General features: G+C 73.3%; 15 protein-coding genes. 8 read left to right on the top strand and 7 right to left on the bottom strand.

The features are described from left to right. Positions 1 to 380: 380 nt before the first annotated feature. The gene (locus HW130_RS11725) at positions 381 to 1,568 is read right to left on the bottom strand and encodes an MFS transporter (protein ID WP_177149420.1); all 1,188 of its coding nucleotides are present in this window, start codon (positions 1,566 to 1,568) and stop codon (positions 381 to 383) included. A gap of 73 nt (positions 1,569 to 1,641) precedes the next feature. On the opposite strand from HW130_RS11725, the gene HW130_RS11720 reads away from it, so the two are divergent. From HW130_RS11720 to HW130_RS11710, 3 genes are all read left to right on the top strand, one after another. Further along, a complete protein-coding gene (locus tag HW130_RS11720) occupies positions 1,642 to 2,409 on the top strand; it encodes a DeoR/GlpR family DNA-binding transcription regulator (protein ID WP_309140402.1) in 768 nt (255 codons plus the stop codon). Between the two features lie 76 nt (positions 2,410 to 2,485). Beyond that, positions 2,486 to 3,226, top strand: a complete 741-nt coding sequence (locus tag HW130_RS11715) for a PP2C family serine/threonine-protein phosphatase (RefSeq protein WP_177149419.1) — start codon at positions 2,486 to 2,488, stop codon at positions 3,224 to 3,226. Positions 3,227 to 3,559: 333 nt separating this feature from the next. Continuing rightward, positions 3,560 to 4,873, top strand: coding sequence for a serine/threonine-protein kinase (locus HW130_RS11710; RefSeq protein WP_177149482.1), 1,314 nt, complete (start codon positions 3,560 to 3,562; stop codon positions 4,871 to 4,873). Between the two features lie 17 nt (positions 4,874 to 4,890). On the opposite strand, the gene HW130_RS11705 is transcribed toward HW130_RS11710, so the two are convergent. Beyond that, positions 4,891 to 6,162 carry an MFS transporter gene (locus tag HW130_RS11705; RefSeq protein WP_309140401.1) on the bottom strand — a complete coding sequence of 424 codons (1,272 nt, stop codon included), beginning with the start codon at positions 6,160 to 6,162 and terminating at the stop codon, positions 4,891 to 4,893. A 5-nt stretch (positions 6,163 to 6,167) separates the two neighbouring features. Next, complete coding sequence (locus HW130_RS11700) at positions 6,168 to 7,565, bottom strand: NAD(P)-binding domain-containing protein (RefSeq protein WP_177149418.1); 1,398 nt, start codon at positions 7,563 to 7,565, stop codon at positions 6,168 to 6,170. A 131-nt stretch (positions 7,566 to 7,696) separates the two neighbouring features. On the opposite strand from HW130_RS11700, the gene HW130_RS11695 reads away from it, so the two are divergent. The 4 genes from HW130_RS11695 (at position 7,697) to HW130_RS11680 (ending at position 10,710) form a co-directional block, all read left to right on the top strand. Next, on the top strand, positions 7,697 to 8,059 hold the full coding sequence (locus HW130_RS11695; protein WP_177149417.1) for a helix-turn-helix transcriptional regulator: 363 nt from the start codon (positions 7,697 to 7,699) through the stop codon (positions 8,057 to 8,059). 86 nt (positions 8,060 to 8,145) lie between these two features. Next, a complete protein-coding gene (rpmF, locus tag HW130_RS11690) occupies positions 8,146 to 8,316 on the top strand; it encodes a 50S ribosomal protein L32 (protein ID WP_177149416.1) in 171 nt (56 codons plus the stop codon). A gap of 4 nt (positions 8,317 to 8,320) precedes the next feature. Then, positions 8,321 to 9,481 (top strand): GTP-binding protein, encoded by a 1,161-nt coding sequence (locus HW130_RS11685; protein ID WP_177149415.1) that lies wholly within the window; start codon positions 8,321 to 8,323, stop codon positions 9,479 to 9,481. Between the two features lie 131 nt (positions 9,482 to 9,612). Beyond that, positions 9,613 to 10,710 carry a magnesium and cobalt transport protein CorA gene (locus tag HW130_RS11680; RefSeq protein ID WP_177149480.1) on the top strand — a complete coding sequence of 366 codons (1,098 nt, stop codon included), beginning with the start codon at positions 9,613 to 9,615 and terminating at the stop codon, positions 10,708 to 10,710. Between the two features lie 10 nt (positions 10,711 to 10,720). Here the strand turns inward: HW130_RS11680 and HW130_RS11675 are convergent, their stop codons facing one another. Continuing rightward, entirely contained in the window at positions 10,721 to 10,906 is a 186-nt protein-coding gene (locus HW130_RS11675; RefSeq protein ID WP_177149414.1) for a hypothetical protein, read from the bottom strand. A gap of 380 nt (positions 10,907 to 11,286) precedes the next feature. Between HW130_RS11675 and HW130_RS11670 the strand changes: the two genes are divergently transcribed. Further along, the gene (locus tag HW130_RS11670) at positions 11,287 to 12,996 is read left to right on the top strand and encodes an Imm49 family immunity protein (RefSeq protein WP_309140400.1); all 1,710 of its coding nucleotides are present in this window, start codon (positions 11,287 to 11,289) and stop codon (positions 12,994 to 12,996) included. 261 nt (positions 12,997 to 13,257) lie between these two features. Here HW130_RS11670 and HW130_RS11665 read toward each other — a convergent pair whose 3' ends face one another. The 3 genes from HW130_RS11665 to HW130_RS11655 form a co-directional block, all read right to left on the bottom strand. Continuing rightward, the gene (locus HW130_RS11665) at positions 13,258 to 13,815 is read right to left on the bottom strand and encodes a PadR family transcriptional regulator (protein WP_177149413.1); all 558 of its coding nucleotides are present in this window, start codon (positions 13,813 to 13,815) and stop codon (positions 13,258 to 13,260) included. A 77-nt stretch (positions 13,816 to 13,892) separates the two neighbouring features. After that, the gene (locus HW130_RS11660; RefSeq protein ID WP_177149412.1) at positions 13,893 to 14,774 is read right to left on the bottom strand and encodes a septum formation family protein; all 882 of its coding nucleotides are present in this window, start codon (positions 14,772 to 14,774) and stop codon (positions 13,893 to 13,895) included. A 184-nt stretch (positions 14,775 to 14,958) separates the two neighbouring features. Continuing rightward, positions 14,959 to 17,001: an NADPH-dependent 2,4-dienoyl-CoA reductase gene (locus tag HW130_RS11655; RefSeq protein WP_177149411.1), complete on the bottom strand. Its 2,043-nt coding sequence runs from the start codon at positions 16,999 to 17,001 to the stop codon at positions 14,959 to 14,961. Positions 17,002 to 17,061 lie beyond the last annotated feature (60 nt).

Here is a 17,061-nt window from a genome sequence, read left to right as displayed (position 1 = left end):
CGCCGCGCGGCACCACGCGCGGCGCGCTGTCCATGGCGGTGCGGTCGGGCTGTGGGCCGGGGTGCGACTGCCGTGCCCCACGCGCTTTCCCTGCCGGGCGGGTGGGACCGCCGTGCGCGCCGTGCCCTGCCGGGCATGGTCGCCTTTCCGGGCGGTGCCGTCCGGTTCGGCGGCGGGCGGGCGCGACCGCCGTGCCCCACGCACGCCGCGCCCTGCCGGGCGGCGGTCGCCCGGCCCGGCGGCGGGTGGACGTCCCGCCTGCGGCCCGGCCTGCCCACACCCGGCAGGGCGTGTGTGGGGCGCGGGCGGTGACGTGCCGGGGCGGTGCGGTGCCGTGCCGGTGATTCCCGGCCGCCCGGTCTCGTTGCGGCGTCCCGTCCTCACACCTTCTCGGTCCGCGGTTCGGCGGCGGGAGCGGGGCTCCGGGTGTGCAGCACGCCGGCCGTGCAGGCGGCCACGACGCAGAAGGCGACGGGCAGGAAGAAGGTGAGGTTGAGCGGAACGAGGTGGGTGAGCGGTCCGATCACGGCGGGCCCGGCGAGCATCCCGAGGTAGCCGAGGCCGGCGACGCGCGAGACGTTGGCGCCCGCGGCGTTCGGGTCGGCGTGGCCCGCGGCGCTGAACAGCTGGGGGATGCACCCGGACAGGCCGGCCCCGAACACGGCCCAGCCCGCAAGGGCGAGCGGCACCCACGGGGACAGCGCCGCGACGGCGAGGCCCAGGGCGGCCACGGCGGCACCGTGGCGGAGGACGGCCACCGGGCCGACTCGGGCCGCCACCCGGTCGGCGAGCAGCCGGCCGACGGTCATGGCGGTGGAGAAGGCGCCGTAGGCGAGGGCCGCGGTCGCGGCCGGCGCGTCCAGGACGTCCCGCAGGTGCAGCACGCTCCAGTCGTTGGCCACGCCTTCGCAGAGCATCAGCATCAGCGCGAGGGCGGCGAGGAACCAGATGCGCCGGGGAGTGCGGCGCCGGGACGGCGTACCGGCCGCCGGCTCCTCCGCGGCGGCGCGTTCGGGCCGCAGCAGTGCGCCGGCGGCCGCCGCGGCCGCGACGAGCCCGAGGACCGCCGCCGCGCCGAGGGTCGCCGCGGGGCTCCATCCCCAGCTCAGCGTACGGGCGCCGATCAGCGCAGCGAGGACGCCGCCGATGGAGAAGGTGGCGTGGAAGGCGGACATGACGGGCCGTCCGTAGCCCCGCTCGACCTGGACGGCGTGGGCGTTCATGCTCACGTCGAGGCATCCGTTGCCGAACCCGAGCAGCAGCAGCGCCCCGCCCAGGGCCCAGGCGTTCGTGGCGAGGCCGGGAAGGACGACGGCCGCGCTGCACAGCGCCGCTCCGAGCGGGACCACCGTGCGGGCGCCGGCCCGGTCGGTGAGCGGGCCGGCGGCCTGCATCCCCGCGAACGCCCCGAGGCCGAGCAGCAGCAGGAGCCAGCCGAGCACGGCATGGCTGATGCCCGCCCGATGCTCGACGGCCGGGATGTGGACCACCCACATGCCCAGCAGGAAGCCGTTCAGGGCGAAGTAGGCGAAGGTGGCCGCACGGCCCTTCCGCAGTGATGTCTCCATGACTCCGAACATATCGAACATGATGTGTGTTCGTAAGCTTGCTTTTCGCGCATCCGTGGTGTTCCATCGGGGCGTGGCGAGCACACCGAGCGCGGAACGACTCCGGCAGATCACCGAGGCCGTGCGCGAGGCCGGCCGTATCGGCGTCGCGGAGCTGGCAGGTCTGACCGGCGCGTCGGAGATGACGATCCGACGCGACCTGGAGCTGCTGGCCGATCAGGGAGTCCTCGAGCGCTACCGAGGCGGCGCGCGCAGCCTCCTGCTGCGCGGCGAGGAGCCTCCGTTCGCGCTGCGGGCGCAGGACGGACTCGACGCCAAGCGGCGCATCGCCGCCGAGGTCGCCGGACTGATCTCCGACGGCGAGTCCGTCGTCCTCGACAGCGGCACCACCTGCCTGGAGGTGGCGCGCGTCCTCGAGCACCGCCGGCTGACCGTGATGCCCCTTTCCCTGCACGCGGTGCACGCCCTGACCGGTGCCCCGCGGCTGACGCTGCTCGTCCCCGGCGGCCGCCCACGGCCCGGCGAGCTCGCGCTGACCGGGCCCCTGACCCTGGCGTCGCTGTCCGCCCTGCGCTTCGACACGGCGGTCGTCGGCTGCTGCGGACTGAACGCGGAGAACGGCCTGACCGCGTACGACCTGGACGACGCGGCCGTCAAGCGCACCGCGATCGCGTCGGCCCGCCGGGTGGTCGCCGTGGCGGACGCCGCCAAGCTCTCCCGTACGGCCCTCGCCTTCGTCGCGCCCGCATCCGCGCTGCACGCCGTCGTCACCGACGCGGCCGCCCCGCAGGAGGAGATCGACGCGCTGACCGCGGCGGGCGCGACGGTACGGAGCGTCTGACCGGCCCGGCCCTGCGCCCTGTGGCGTGACAATGGGGTGAGGGACACGCCTTCCGTCACAAGAGGCCGGAGCCGACATGCCCTACACAGCCGTGACCGCCCTGAGCCATGCGGGCCTGATCCGCGACCACAACGAGGACAGCCTGGTCGTCGGCCCGTGGACGCTGTGCGGGACGGTCACCGAGAACCCGCAGACCCTGCTGTTCCCCCTCGGCACGCCACTCGTCGTCGCCGTTGCCGACGGACTCGGCGGGCAGCCGGGCGGCGAGGTGGCCAGCGCGCTGGTCGTCCGCCGCCTCGCCTCGCTCGGCCCCTCCCTGGACGGCGAGGAGGCCGTCCGCGATGCCGTGGAGCTGTGCAACCACGAGGTGTTCTCGGCGGCCGACTCCGAGCCGGAGCTCTTCACCATGGGGACCACCGTCGCCGGGGCCGTGCTGCTGGCCGAGTCACTGCTGACGTTCAACGTCGGCGACAGCAAGGTGTACGACGCAACGGGCAACGGGCTGCGCCAGGTGAGCGTGGACGACAGCCCGCCGCCGCCACCGGGCCGGCGCACCACGTCGGTGGTGACCCAGACGCTCGGCGGCACGCCCGCGTTCCGAGCCGTCACGCCCCACGTCACGGCCTCCGCGCTGACCGGCGGCGACCGCTACCTGGTGTGCAGCGACGGGCTGACCGACCCGGTACCGGACGAGACGATCGGCGACGTGCTGCGGGTGCACGACGACGGCCGGGCGGCCTTCGAACTCTGGAAGGCGGCCATCGAGGCCGGCGGCCCCGACAACATCACGCTCGCGCTCGTACGCGTCAGCGCCTGAGACGACCGGCCGAGGGGTGCCTCGGTCGCCCCACCGCCCGTCGCGCCGGCAGGTCTCGGGCAGGACAGGGTCGAACGGCCCGGTGTGGGCTGTCCGTTCGTCACGACCGCGCCGGGATCCGCCTGCTGTGGCGGGGTGTTCGTCTCCGGGGCCGTGGAAGCCGGGGTGTGCGGTGGCCTCCGGGCTCGTCGCGAGTCGCTGGGCGCCTGCCGCGTCCGGGGCACCCGTCCCGGCTGGCTAGGCTTACTGTGCCCCGACTCCTTCACCGATTCTCCTTGCGGAGGCCGAGGGCGGCTCGCGACAGGTCCCCGGAGTGAGGTTTTCGTGCAGCAGGTGCTGGTGGCTGATCGATACCGGTTGGATGCCCGCATTGGGCAGGGCGGCATGGGGGAGGTCTGGCGGGGCTCCGACGAGGTGCTCGGCCGGCCCGTGGCCGTCAAGCTGCTCCTCGGGGACGACGCCGATCCCCAGGCGGCCGCCCGGTTCCGCATGGAGGCGCAGACCGCAGCGCGGCTCAACCACCCCGCCGTCGTCTCGGTGTTCGACTTCGGGACGTGGGACGGCCGCTTCTACCTGGTGATGGAGCTGGTCGAGGGCCGGAGTCTGGCCGAGGAACTGACCGACGGTGGGCCGCTGACGCCGGAGCGGGTCGCTGCCGTCGCGGCCCAGGCCGCGGCAGGTCTTGCGTCCGCCCACCGGCAGGGCATAGTCCACCGGGACATCAAGCCGGGCAACCTGCTCTCCGACACCGAAGGCGTCGTGAAGATCGGCGACTTCGGCATCGCCCGTTTCGTCGACGACCCGTCGGCCGCGCTGACCACCGCGGGCCAGATCGTCGGTACAAGCCTGTACCTCGCCCCCGAGCGCGCCCTGGGCCGCGCCGCCGAGCCCGCGTCGGACGTGTACTCCCTGGGCTGCGTCCTGTACCAACTGCTCACGGGGCGGCCTCCGTTCAAGGCCGACACCGCCACCGCGACCCTCTACCTGCACATCGACGCGGCGCCCCTGCCGCCGCTGGAGCTCGGCATCGGGCTGTCGCCCGCGTTCCAGAACTATCTGCTCGTCATGCTGGCGAAGCAGCCGGAGGAACGGCCGACCGCTGACGAGGTCGCCGCCTGGTTCGCCTCCGGCGCCTGGCAGGGACGCTCCGAGCCCATGCCCACGCCGCAGCCCGTGCAGACACGGCCCGTCCCGCCGCAGCCCGCCCGGCCCGCCGCGCCGGCCGCCGCCCCTGGTCCCGTCGGCTCGGCACCCGGCCCGGCGACCACGTACATGCTGCCCGGGGCCGCCCCGGCGTCCGGCACACGCCCCGCTCTGCGGGCGCTCGCCCGACGCCGCCCGAGGGTGACCGCGACAGTGGCCGGAGCCCTTGCCTTCGCCACCGCCCTGCTGATCGGGATGGCGGTGTTCGCACCCGAGGACAGCCCGGCGGACACACCGGTGACCGGCGAGCCCGCGGTCACCGAGTCCCTCACCGGCGGCGCGGACGGCGCCCCCGCCGAGAGCCCCGTCGCGGAGAGCCCCTCCGCCGAACAGCCGGCCGAGCCGTCGGACGACGCCCGTAAACCGGAGGACGCCGGCGACGACGCGAAGAGTCCCGGCGGAAAGGGCGAGAACGACGGCGGGAAGCACGACGAGGACGACTGACGCACCTCGGAGGCGGTCTACGAGGCCGCCTCTGCCCGCTGACGGATCGGTGCCCGCGGCGGCGAGCCGCGCGTCCCGGTCCCGAGCGCCAGGCCCGCGCCGAGCGCCGACACTCCCGCGAGGACCACGAACAGCCCCTCGTAGCCGCCGAACGCACCCGCCAGCGCGGTTCCCGCGAAGGGCGCCAGCGCGCCGGCCACGGTGACCGGGGCGGCGAGCAGCGCCGACCGGTGGGCGTAACGGGTCGCACCCCAGCGGTCGGTGACCGCGGTGGCCTGCAGCAGCGTCAGATTGCCGCGGACGGTGCCCGCCGCGACGGCGATGGCCACGAGCAGCGGATACGGCCCGGGGACCACCGCGAACGCGGCGGTCGTGGCACCGCCCGCCGCGATGAACGCGGCCGTCCGGGCGCGGGCGCCCGTGCGTCGCGCGACGGCCCCGTACAGCGTGCGGCCGAGTGTCTGTCCCACGCCGCCGAGGCCGAGGGCCCAGGCGGCGGCCGTGGCGGAGACACCCCGTTCGGTGAGGAGCGGGACGAGTGCGACGACCACGCAGTGCATCGCGAACCCGGACAATGTGAACGCGCTCGCCAGTAGCAGGAAGGGGCGGCTCCCCGTCACGGCACCCGGGGCGCGGGCCGGTGCGTCGTGCGCGGGCCGGACCGCCTCCTCGGGGGCGGGCGGCCAGGGCCCCCGGAGTGCGAGGGCGTGGGCGGGGACGGTGACGGCGGCCAGGACTCCGGCGAGTACGACGTAGGTGGCGCGCCAGGAGAGGTGCTCGGCGAGTACGGCGGTCACGGGGGCGAAGACCGTGGAGGCGAGGCCGCCCGCGAGGGTGACGACCGTCAGGGCCCGTACGCGCTCCGCACCCCACCAGCGCGTGAGCGCCGCGAAGGCGGGCTGGTAGAAGGTGGCGGCCATCGCCACGCCGACCAGCAGCCAGCCCGCCGTGAATCCGGCGAGGCCGGGGGCGTAGGCGACCACGAGCAGACCCGCGACCGCCAGGACGGAGCCGCCGGTCATCACCGCGCGGGGGCCGCGGGCGTCGAGGACGCGGCCGATGGGCACGCCGGCGACGGCCGACACGAGCAGGGCGGCGGAGAAGGCCGCCGTGGTGGCGGCCGGCGACCAGCCGGTGTCGGCGGTGATCGCCGAATTGAGGACGGGGAAGGCGTAGTAGAGGACGCCCCATCCGGTGATCTGGGTGGCGCAGAGGGCCGGGAGGGCGGCGCGCGGCCTCGTCCGGTCCCCCGTCCCGGCCCTGGCCGCGCGCGGGCGGATCCGGCTCACGGCGGTCAGCAGCCGCCCGAGGCGGTGCCGGCCTGCGCGGCCGACGCGCCGGTCCGGAGGGTGGCGGGGGCGCCGCAGCAGCCGCCGGCGGCACCGGAGTTCCCGGCTCCCGCGGATGCCTCGACTGCCTCGGGCTCGTCGAACAGCCCCGCGCCGCCGCACACACCGGTCTCCGGGAGGGTCAGTTCGACGCGCTCGGCCGCGGCCGTGTCCCCGGCGAGGGAGGCGGCGATCGAGCGGGTCTGCTCGTACCCCGTCATCGCCAGGAAGGTCGGCGCGCGGCCGTAGGACTTCATGCCGACCAGGTAGACGTCCTGTTCGGGGTGGGAGAGCTCGCCCACGCCGTGGGGGTAGACGGTGCCGCAGGAGTGGACGTTGGGGTCGATCAGCGGCGCCAGGTCGACGGGGGCCTGGAGGCGCTCGTCGAGGCCGAGGCGGAGCTCGGAGAGGAAGGAGAGGTCGGGGCGGAAGCCCGTGAGGACCACGACTTCGTCGACCGGCTCGGTGCGGGCGCCGTCGTCGGAGACCAGGACGAGACGCCCGTCGTCCTGCCGCTCGACGGCGGCGGTGCGGAAGCCGGTGACGGCGGAGGCGTACCCGGCGTCGACCGCCGCCTTGGCGGCCAGGCCCAGCGCCCCGCGGGCGGGGAGCTGGTCGGCCTCGCCGCCGCCGAAGGTGGACCCGCTGATGCCCCGGCGCAGTACCCACACCGCGTGCGTGCCCGCGTCCTCCTCCGCCAGGGCGGCGAGAGTGGCCAGCGCCGTGAACGCGGAGGCGCCGGAGCCGACGACGGCCGTGCGCCGGCCGGCGTAACGGGCGCGGACGGCCGGGTCCGCGAGGTCGGGGACGCGGTAGGAGATCCGGTCGGCGGCCGCCTTCTCACCGAGCGCGGGCAGGCCGTCGCCGCCGAGGGGGCCGGGAGTGGTCCAGGTGCCGGAGGCGTCGACGACGGCGCGGACGGTGATCCGCTCCTCGGCGCCGCCGGCGGTGACGAGGTGCACGGTGAAGGGCTGGTCCTCGCGGCCGGAGTCGACCACGCGGTCACGGCCGGCGCGGGCCACACCGGTGACGGTCGTGCCGTACCGGACCCTGTCGCCGAGGACGTCGGCGAGCGGCTGAAGGTACTGCTCGGCCCAGTCGCCGCCGCTCGGGTACGCGGCGTCGTCGGGCCTGACCCAGCCGGTGGGGGCCAGGAGCTTCTCGGCGGCCGGGTCGACGACCTCGGCCCACGGGGAGAACAGCCGCACGTGCGCCCACTCCCGCACCGCGGCGCCCGCGACCGGGCCCGCCTCCAGGACCAGTGGTTCGATACCCCGCTCGATCAGGTGGGCCGCGGCGGCGAGGCCGACGGGGCCGGCTCCGACGACGGCGACGGGCAGCTCGGTGGTGACGGGCGCGTTCATCGGTTTTCCACTCCTCATTATTTCGACGTTTGTCGATGCCTTGCGCTGCCAGCGTCGCACCTGTATCGATGACTGTCAACATAGACATTCATCGAACCCAGGCTTGGTTCGACGTGCGTCAACATAGATGCATGTCGAACGCGAAGGCCCTGCCGCCGCTGGAACCGGAGTCCGCGGCGCCGTGCTGCCCGCCGCTCACCGAGCGCCCGCTGAACGCGGAGGAGGCGGAGCGCACCGCGAAGATGTTCAAGGCGCTCGGCGATCCCGTGCGCCTGCGCCTGTTCTCGGCGGTCGCTTCCCATGAGGGCGGCGAGGCGTGCGTGTGCGACATCTCCGACGTCGGCGTATCGCAGCCGACGGTCTCCCACCACCTGAAGAAGCTCAAGGAAGCCGGACTGCTGTCCTCCGAGCGGCGCGGCACGTGGGTGTACTACCGGGTCGAGCCGTCCGTGCTCGCCGCGATGGGGCGCCTACTGACGACGGCCGCCGCCTGAGCCCGCGTCGCGCGCCGGGGGCACAGTTCGTAATGGGAACCATTTTCAGCTAAGGTCTGGGGCGGTCGCTCACCAGGAGGATTCCCATGGCCGTTCCCAAGCGGAAGATGTCCCGCAGCAACACCCGCCACCGCCGCGCCCAGTGGAAGGCGACGACGTCCCAGCTCGTGCCGATCACCGTCGACGGCTCCACCTACCTGGTGCCGCAGCGGCTGGTGAAGGCCTACGAGCGCGGTCTGCTGCACCCCGAGGGCTGACGGGATGACCGGCCGACTGCCCGTGACGGTCCTGTCGGGCTTCCTCGGGGCGGGCAAGACCACCCTGCTCAACCATGTCCTCGGCAATCGCGAGGGCCTGCGCGTCGCCGTCATCGTCAACGACATGAGCGAGATCAACATCGACGCGGCCCTCGTGCGCGGCGGCGATGCCGCGCTGTCGCGGACCGAGGAGCGCCTGGTCGAGATGACCAACGGGTGCATCTGCTGCACCCTGCGGGACGACCTGCTGGAGGAGGTCGACCGGCTGGCCCGCGAGGGCCGCTTCGACCATCTGCTCATCGAGTCCAGCGGCATCTCCGAGCCGATGCCCGTGGCCGCGACGTTCGCCTTCCCCCGCGACGACGGCGCCACCCTCGGGGACGTCGCCCGCCTGGACACCATGGTCACGGTCGTCGACGCCGCGAACTTCCTGCCCGAGCTGACGAGCGGCGACGGGCTCACCGAACGCGGCCTCGACCAGTACGAGGACGACGAACGCACCGTCAGCGACCTGCTGATGGACCAGATCGAGTTCGCCGACGTCATCGTGCTCAACAAGCTCGACCTCGTCGGGCCCGAGGACGCCGCACGGCTGCGGGCCGCGCTCAGCCGCCTCAACCCCGTCGCGCGCATCGTCCCCGCCCGTCACGGCCGGGTCGGCGTCGGGGAGGTGCTGGGCACCGGGCTGTTCGACCTGGAGCGCGCCCAGCAGGCGCCGGGCTGGGTCATGGAGCTCAACGGCGACCACGTACCGGAGACCGAGGAGTACGGGATCTCCTCCGCCGTCTTCCGCGCCGGACGGCCCTTCCACCCGGGCCGCTTGTGGGACTTCGTCACCGAGGGCCTCGACGGCGGGACGTACGGGCAGGTCCTGCGCTCCAAGGGGTTCTTCCGGCTGGCGAGCAGGCCCGCCGTGATGGGCCTGTGGTCGCAGGCAGGCTCCGTGGCCCGCTTCGAGCCGTCGGGCGTGCGGGATGCCGACAGCACGCAGGACCAGGAACTCGTCTTCATCGGCACGGACCTGCGCGCCGACGCGTTGCGGGCCGCTCTGGAGGCGTGCCTGATGGCGGACGGCGAACGCGTGCCGCACGACGACCCGTTCCCGGCCTGGGACACGTACGGCATCGACGACGCCTGCGAGCACGAGCCCGTGCCCGCGCTCTGAACCTCCGGACCACGGTGGTCGCAGGCACGGCGTCGTCGCGTCATGGACCCGACGAGATGCCCCGCGGCGGGCCCCATGGGCCTCGAGTGACACACTGACCGTCCGTCGCTCGAAAGGGCTCCGCCGTGCCGATGATCCGCAGCCTGCGCCGCGCCGTCCGCCGTGCCTACCGCCGCACCGTCGACCTCAGCCATCCCGCCCGGTCACCGCTCGGCAGCGCCGTGGTCAACTGCGTGCTGTACGAGGACGGGGTGCGCCGGCCGGGACCGTACACGGCCGACGAGGCCCTGCGCGCGGCACGCAAGACGCGACGCGGCTTCGTGTGGATCGGCCTGCACGAGCCGGCCGAGGCAGAACTCGCCGCCCTCGCCGAGCTGTTCCGGCTCCACCCGCTCGCCGTCGACGACGCGGTCCGTCCGCCCCAGCGCCCCAAGGTGCAGCGCTACGACGGCCCGGACGGAACGGGGACGCTGTTCGCCGTGTTCAAGACGTGCCGCTACGTCGAGCACGAGGAACTGACCGCCACCAGCGAGGTCGTGGACACCGGCGAGCTCGCGGTCTTCGCCGGCGCCGACTTCGTGATCACGGTCGGGCACGGGCGGCACGGATCACTGGGCCCGCTGAGGGAGGAACTGGAGACGGTGCCCGAGCAGTTGGCCAAGGGCCCGGCCGCCGTCCTGCACGCGATAGCCGACCAGGTGGTGGACGACTACCTGGCCGCCGCCGACGCGATGCAGAGCGATGTGGACGCCGTCGAGAGCGCCGTCTTCAGCGAGCACGCCGGCCGCGGCGACGCCGGGCGGATCTATCAGCTCAAGCGCGAGCTGCTGGAGCTCAAGCGGGCCGTGACACCGCTGGAGCGGCCCCTGCGGACGCTGGCCGCCGAGCACCTGCCGCCCGTCGGCGAGGACATCCAGCCGTACTTCCGCGACGTCGCCGACCACCTGGCGCGCACGAGCGAGCAGATCAACGCCTTCGACGGACTCCTCGACTCCATCCTCCAGGCGCATCTCGCCCAGGTGACCGTCGCCCAGAACGAGGACATGCGCAAGATCACGGCATGGGCGGCGATCGTCGCCGTGCCCACCATGGTCTGCGGGGTGTACGGCATGAACTTCACGCACATGCCGGAACTGCGCTGGACCTACGGCTATCCGCTCGTCCTGGCCGTGATGGCGACCGCCTGCGTGCTCATCCACCGCAGCTTCCGCCGCAACGGCTGGCTGTGAGCGGCGCGGTTCAGGTCAGCGCGATGAACAGCCCCAGCGTCATGAGCGCCACCGCGCCGCCGTAGAGCGCGAGGGTCACCGCTTGGGCCTCGGCGGAGGGGTCGGTGCCGCCACCTGCCCGGCGCAGACCGAGGACGGACCTGCCGAGCAGGACGAGCGCTGCCGCACAGCAGGCGGCGATGAGTGAGTCAGCCACGCGGCGACGTTCTCACGCACCGCGGGTCCCTGCATCCGGAGCGCGTCCGACCGGGTGGGGCGGTACCGGGACGGCGTGTCGGGCGGCCCGTCGGCCTGGCCATCCGAAGAGCCGGGCGGACCCGTCCGCCCGTAGAGAGCATCGCCGGCCTCGCGCCGCCCGCCCCGGGCTCCACCACGGCGACATCGACCTGGATCTGCCGCCGCGCCGCCGGGTCGGTCACCGCGCCGCCGCCGAGCTGTTCCAAGCTCGAGCTGAGTGGCCGCATGACAGCCTCGTAGAAGTGGATCAGTGGCTCGGTGATGCGGTGCTGCGACTTACCGGCTCCGAATGCGACCCACCGCCAGATGGCCGCGCACGCGCCTCGTAGAGTCACAACGGTGAACGCAGACAACGCACTTGACACGCCGGACGGCCCCGACCGCGACCTGCCGATGCTGACCGCCGCCCAGGCCGTACGTCTGCGGGCCCTCGCCGCCCCCTACGCCGAGGACGGCCACAGCTTCCCCCTGCACAACCTTGCGCACCTGTGCCGCCGAGCGCCCCAGGAACGTTGGCCCGAGATGGTGGCGGCGCACTTCGCCGCCCTGCGGGAGGCGAGGCGGGGCGGCGCAGGCGACGAGAGCGCCGAGGAGCTCCTGCACGGTGTGCACGCACGGCTGCTGCCCACCGAGTCGTTCACCCCTGACCTCGTCGGCGCCATGCGCTACGCGCGCCAGGTGGCCGACGGGCTCGTCTTCGCCTATGCCCTCGACCGGCCCACGTCCGTGCGGATCCTCACCGACCCCGACGTGGAGCGCGCCGGGCTTCAGGAGCTGGGGGAGGCGGCGTACGCGAACCTGATGCGCGTGCCCGTCGAGTACGAGGAAGTGACTATCGAGGGCCATGCGTTGCTGCACTCCGTCTACGGGGACTCCCCGTTCGTCGCGAGCAAGGCGCTGTTCCTGTCCGAGCTGGCCCGGCAGGTGACCGGCGAGCCGCTCCCGGACGCCGGAGCCCTCGTCGCCGTGCCGACGCGGCATCTGCTGGCGTTCCACCCGATCACCGACGGGTCCGTGGCCGACGCCATCAACGACCTGGCCGCGTATGCCTACCGCGCCCACCAGGACGGGCCGGGCTCGCTGTCCCCGAGGGTCTACTGGTGGCACCGGGGCGCCCTGACGTCGCTCACGGTCATCGACGACGAGACCCGTACCTTCTCGCTGCAGCCGCCGCCGGAGCTGTACGGAGTGATGAAGGGCCTGGTCCGCCTCGACCGCGCCGGACGTCTCGCCGACCGCGCCACTGCCGAGGCTCCGGACATCGACAAGCTCACGCAGACCACGGTCGAGGCAACAGCCGGGCTCGCCCAAGACCCGGCCGGGCTCGGCGACGCCTTCGGCTCGGCCCTCGCCCTCGCCCACGCCCACTGCGCCGCCGACCCCGACGTGGCGCGCATCGAGGGCTGGGACGCGTGGGCCGCCGCCGTGCAACTCGGCTCCGCGCTGTTCACCGGCGCGCAGCCGCAGGAGTGCCACCTGGGAGAGGACCTCGTGCGGCAGTTGCCCGCCATCTCCGCCGAGCCGCCGGCCGACGCCCGCGCCTGGCTCGACGCCTTCTATGTGTCGGTCGTCTGCCGCCAGCGGGACCGCGTCAACCGGCTGTGCCGGGTGCCGCTGGAGGTTCTGCGTCGGGACGACTCCGTCGACGAGTACGTCCTGCACTGGATCGACACGCTGCAGACGTACTGGTCCGAGAGCCCTATGGACGATGTCGTGGAGAAGCTGATCGCCACGATGAAGGCGTCCGCGCCGGAGGGGGTGACCCGGGCGCCGAAGGACTTCGTGGACCTGATCGACTACCAGCCGGCCGCCCTCTTCCACCGCCTGATCACCCGCGACCACGACGCCTTCGCCGAGGCGCTCACGGAAGCCCTCGCACACCACGCCACCTACTGGGGCGAATCGGCGGCACCGCGCTCCCGGGTGGCACTCGGACCGCTGGCGATGGCGAGCCTCGCGTACGACGCCGGGTTCCCTGTCGAGGCGAAGCAGCCGTATCTGCCGACGTATCTACTCAACCGCGAACGGATCGAGGACATCCCCGGCTGAGCCCCTTGCACTCACGAGGTCGCATTCCGGCCACGAGCGGCCGCTCACTCAAGGACGACACGGACCGGGAACAGTTCTGGAGATTCTCCGGGCGAGAGTCGGCAGAGGCGAGCTCGAGACATGGCCGACCAGTTCGTCCGGACGGTCGTCGGCCCTCGTGACGAATACCGTTGCGCGTGAAGGTGATGCTGCTCGACGGAGCACAGGAGTATGCGCCAGGGGCGGTCCTCCGCCACCCAACCGGCCGGGTCGGGCCCGGAGTTAAGGCCGCCCGGGCCGGCGGCGGTCCGGCGCGAGCTCGGTCAGCGTGTCCGTCAGCCACTTCGTCCAGAACGTCTCCAGCTCGATGCCCGCCCGCAGGACGACATGACGCAGCCGGTCCTCCTGGGTGATCCGGCGCTCCGGCGGGAAGTCGCGCGCCTCGATCTCCTCGTAGGCGGCCAACTGGGCGCGGTGCAGCTCCCTGTGGCGGACGAGTTCCTCCTCCAGGCCCGCGCCGCCGACCACCGCCGCCGCGCGCAGGCGCAGCAGCAGGGGGTCTCGTACGGTCTTCGGGTCCTCGGGGCGGGCCGTCCAGGCGGCCAGTTCCTCGCGGCCCGCGGGCAGGACCTCGTACTCCTTCTTCTGGCCGCGGGTCGGCTGCGCCGGGGGCAGTGCCCTGATGTGGCCGGCCTGCTCCAGTTTTCCCAGCTCGCGGTAGATCTGCTGGTGGGTCGCCGACCAGAAGTAGCCGATCGACCGGTCGAACCGGCGCGTCAGCTCCAGGCCCGACGAGGGCTTTTCGAGCAGGGCCGTGAGGATCGCGTGGGGCAGGGACATGGCCGCATCGTAGGACGCGCCCCGCCCGGGGAATGCCGCGCGCCCGGCCCGCGGGACCGGGCGCGCTCCGCGGGGCGTCAGCCCGCCCAGACCTCGGCCTCGTCGGCCGGGACGGTGGTGGCCAGGCCCAGTTCCTTGCGGGCGGCGACCGTCTTGTTCGGGTCGAGACCGGTGAAGGCAGGGTCGTAGGAGAGGTAGAACGCGTCGGAGTCGGCGGCGTTCGCGGCCTTGCTCCAGTGGCCGGCGGTCTTCTCCAGCTGCGCGCGGAGCTTGCCGGTCTCCGCGCCCTCGATGCCCTGAAGGCCCTTGACGTGCGCGTCGAGGGCGGCGGCGACGGCCTTGGCCTGCGCCTTGTAGCCGGCGAGGTCGTCCTCGACGCTCTCCGCCTCGGGCTGGTTGTTCCACAGCGCGTCGTAGACGGCGTTCGCACCCTTGAGGTACGCGGCCTGCTCGGGCCCCGCGGTGCCCGGCGTCTTCAGCGAGCCGGTGAAGGTGCCCTTCTCCTTGGTGTAGGAGCAGCTCACGGCGCGGTCGCCGGTCGACCAGCTCTCCTGGGTGGGCGTGTAGTAGAAGATCTCGACGCCCTTGGGGAGCGCCCAGGTGTCCGGGGCGAACTTCGCCGCCTCGGCCGGGCACCGCTCGTCGGCGATCGCCCAGATCGCCTCGTTGCCGGGGAACGCCTTCTCGTCGTCGAGCGTGAACTCGCCGACGACCTGCCCCTGGTGCGGCTCGCCGCAGGGCACCATCTCGATGGTGACCGCCTCGCCCTCGACCGCCTTGCTGTTCGGGTTGTAGCAGTCCCCGGGGTTGAGCTGGAACACCGACCGCTGGCGCGCCACCTTCTCGGCGCCGTTCTTGGCGCTCTCGACGACGTCCGAGCACCCCACGGCGCCGGCCGCGAGCAGGGCGACGACGGCGGATATGCCGCGCAGGGAACGGGAGGGGGTGCGGACTGCCATGACGCGTACATCCTCTTACGGAAGTCTTATGAATGTCGTGCGCATCGTATGCCACCCCTGTGACCGGGCTGTGGGCACGGGTGCGGACGGCCGGGGGACGCCCGCGAACGTCTCGCCTCCCGGCCGCGACGCCGAGGTCATGACTCCCCGCCGGCCCCTCGCCGAGGCCGACGGGGACGCGTTCTCACAGGGCGGCGGCGAGCCGGGTGCCCTGGTCGATGGCGCGCTTCGCGTCCAGCTCGGCCGCCACGTCCGCGCCGCCGATGAGGTGGACCCTGCGGCCCGCGGCGGTCAGCTCGTCGTACAGCGAACGCTGCGGCTCCTGTCCGGTGCACAGCACCACCGTGTCGACCGGCAGCACGGAGGAGGCGCCGTCGACCGTGATGTGCAGGCCCTCGTCGTCGATCCGCTCGTACGTCACGCCGGCCGTCATCGTCACCCCGCGATGCTTGAGCTCGGTGCGGTGGATCCAGCCGGTCGTCTTGCCGAGCCCGGCGCCGACCTTGCTCGTCTTGCGCTGGAGCAGGTGCACGGCGCGCGGCGGCGCGGGGCGCTTCGGCGCGGTGAGGCCACCGGGCCCGGCGTACGAGGTGTCGACGCCCCACTGGCGGAAGTACGTCTCCGCGTCGAGGCTCGCGCCCTCGCCGCCGTCGGTGAGGTACTCGGCCACGTCGAAGCCGATGCCGCCCGCGCCGACGACCGCGACGCGCTCACCGACCGGCGCGCCGTCGCGCAGCACGTCGAGGTAGCTGACGACGCTCGGGTGGTCGACGCCCGCGATCTCGGGGACGCGCGGGGTCACTCCCGTGGCGACCACGACCTCGTCGTAGTCGTCGGCCGACAGGTCGGCGGCGGCGACACGGGTGCCGAGGCGCACCTCGACACCGCGCTCGGCCAGCTGGGTGCGGAAGTAGCGCAGGGTCTCGTCGAACTCCTGCTTGCCCGGGACGCGCTTGGCGACGTTCAGCTGGCCGCCGATCTCGTCGGCCGCGTCGAACAGGGTGACGGCGTGGCCGCGTTCGGCGGCGGAGACGGCGCAGGCCAGTCCGGCGGGTCCGGCCCCGACGACGGCGACGCGCTTCTTCAGCCGGGTGGGGGCGAGGACGAGCTCGGTCTCGTGGCACGCGCGCGGATTGACCAGGCAGGAGGTGATCTTCAGGCTGAACGTGTGGTCGAGGCAGGCCTGGTTGCAGCCGATGCAGGTGTTGATGGTCTCGGGCCGGCCGGCCTGCGCCTTGGCCACGAACGCGGGGTCGGCGAGGAACGGCCGTGCCATCGAGACCATGTCCGCCCGCCCGTCGGCGAGCAACTGCTCGGCAACCTCGGGAGTGTTGATGCGGTTGCTGGTCACCAGCGGGACGGACACCGCGCCCATCAGCTTCTTGGTGACCCAGGTGTAGGCGCCGCGCGGCACCGAGGTCGCGATGGTGGGGATACGGGCCTCGTGCCAGCCGATGCCGGTGTTGATGATCGTGACACCGGCGGCCTCCACGGCCTTGGCGAGCGTGATCACCTCGTCGAGCGAGGAGCCGCCGGGCACCAGGTCGAGCATGGAGAGCCGGTAGATCAGGATGAAGTCGGTGCCGACGGCCTCGCGCGTGCGGCGGATGATCTCCAGGGGCAGCCGGACGCGGTTCTCGTACGAGCCGCCCCAGCGGTCGGTGCGGTGGTTGGTGGCGCTCGCGATGAACTCGTTGATGAAGTAGCCCTCGGAGCCCATGATCTCGACGCCGTCGTACCCGGCGGACCTGGCGAGGACGGCCGCGCGGACGAAGTCCTCGATCGTCTCCTCGATCTCGGCGTCGGTGAGCTCGTGCGGGACGAACGGGCTGATCGGGGCCTGGATCGCGCTCGGGGCGACGAGGTCCTGGTGGTAGGCGTACCGGCCGAAGTGCAGGATCTGCATGGCGATCCGGCCGCCCTCGGCGTGCACGGCGTCGGTGACGACCCGGTGCCGGGCGGCCTCGTCCTCGGTGGTGAGCTTGGCACCGCCCTCGTAGGGGCGGCCGCGGTCGTTCGGCGCGATGCCGCCGGTGACGATCAGGCCGACGCCGCCGCGGGCGCGCTCGGCGTAGAAGGCGGCCATGCGCTCGAAGCCGTTCTCCGCCTCTTCGAGGCCGACGTGCATGGAGCCCATCAGCACCCGGTTGGGCAGCGTGGTGAACCCGAGATCGAGCGGGCTCAGCAGGTGCGGGTACGGGGTCGGCCGGGCAGTGCTCGTACTCATCGGGGCGCCTCCTTGCGCGGGCTCGTCGGTTCAAGTTCTAGCCGCCCTCCGGAGCCTTTT

It is taken from the genome of Streptomyces sp. PKU-EA00015 (assembly GCF_013387495.1).
Lineage (GTDB): Bacteria > Actinomycetota > Actinomycetes > Streptomycetales > Streptomycetaceae > Streptomyces.
This window is presented reverse-complemented; position numbering and strand designations above follow the sequence as displayed.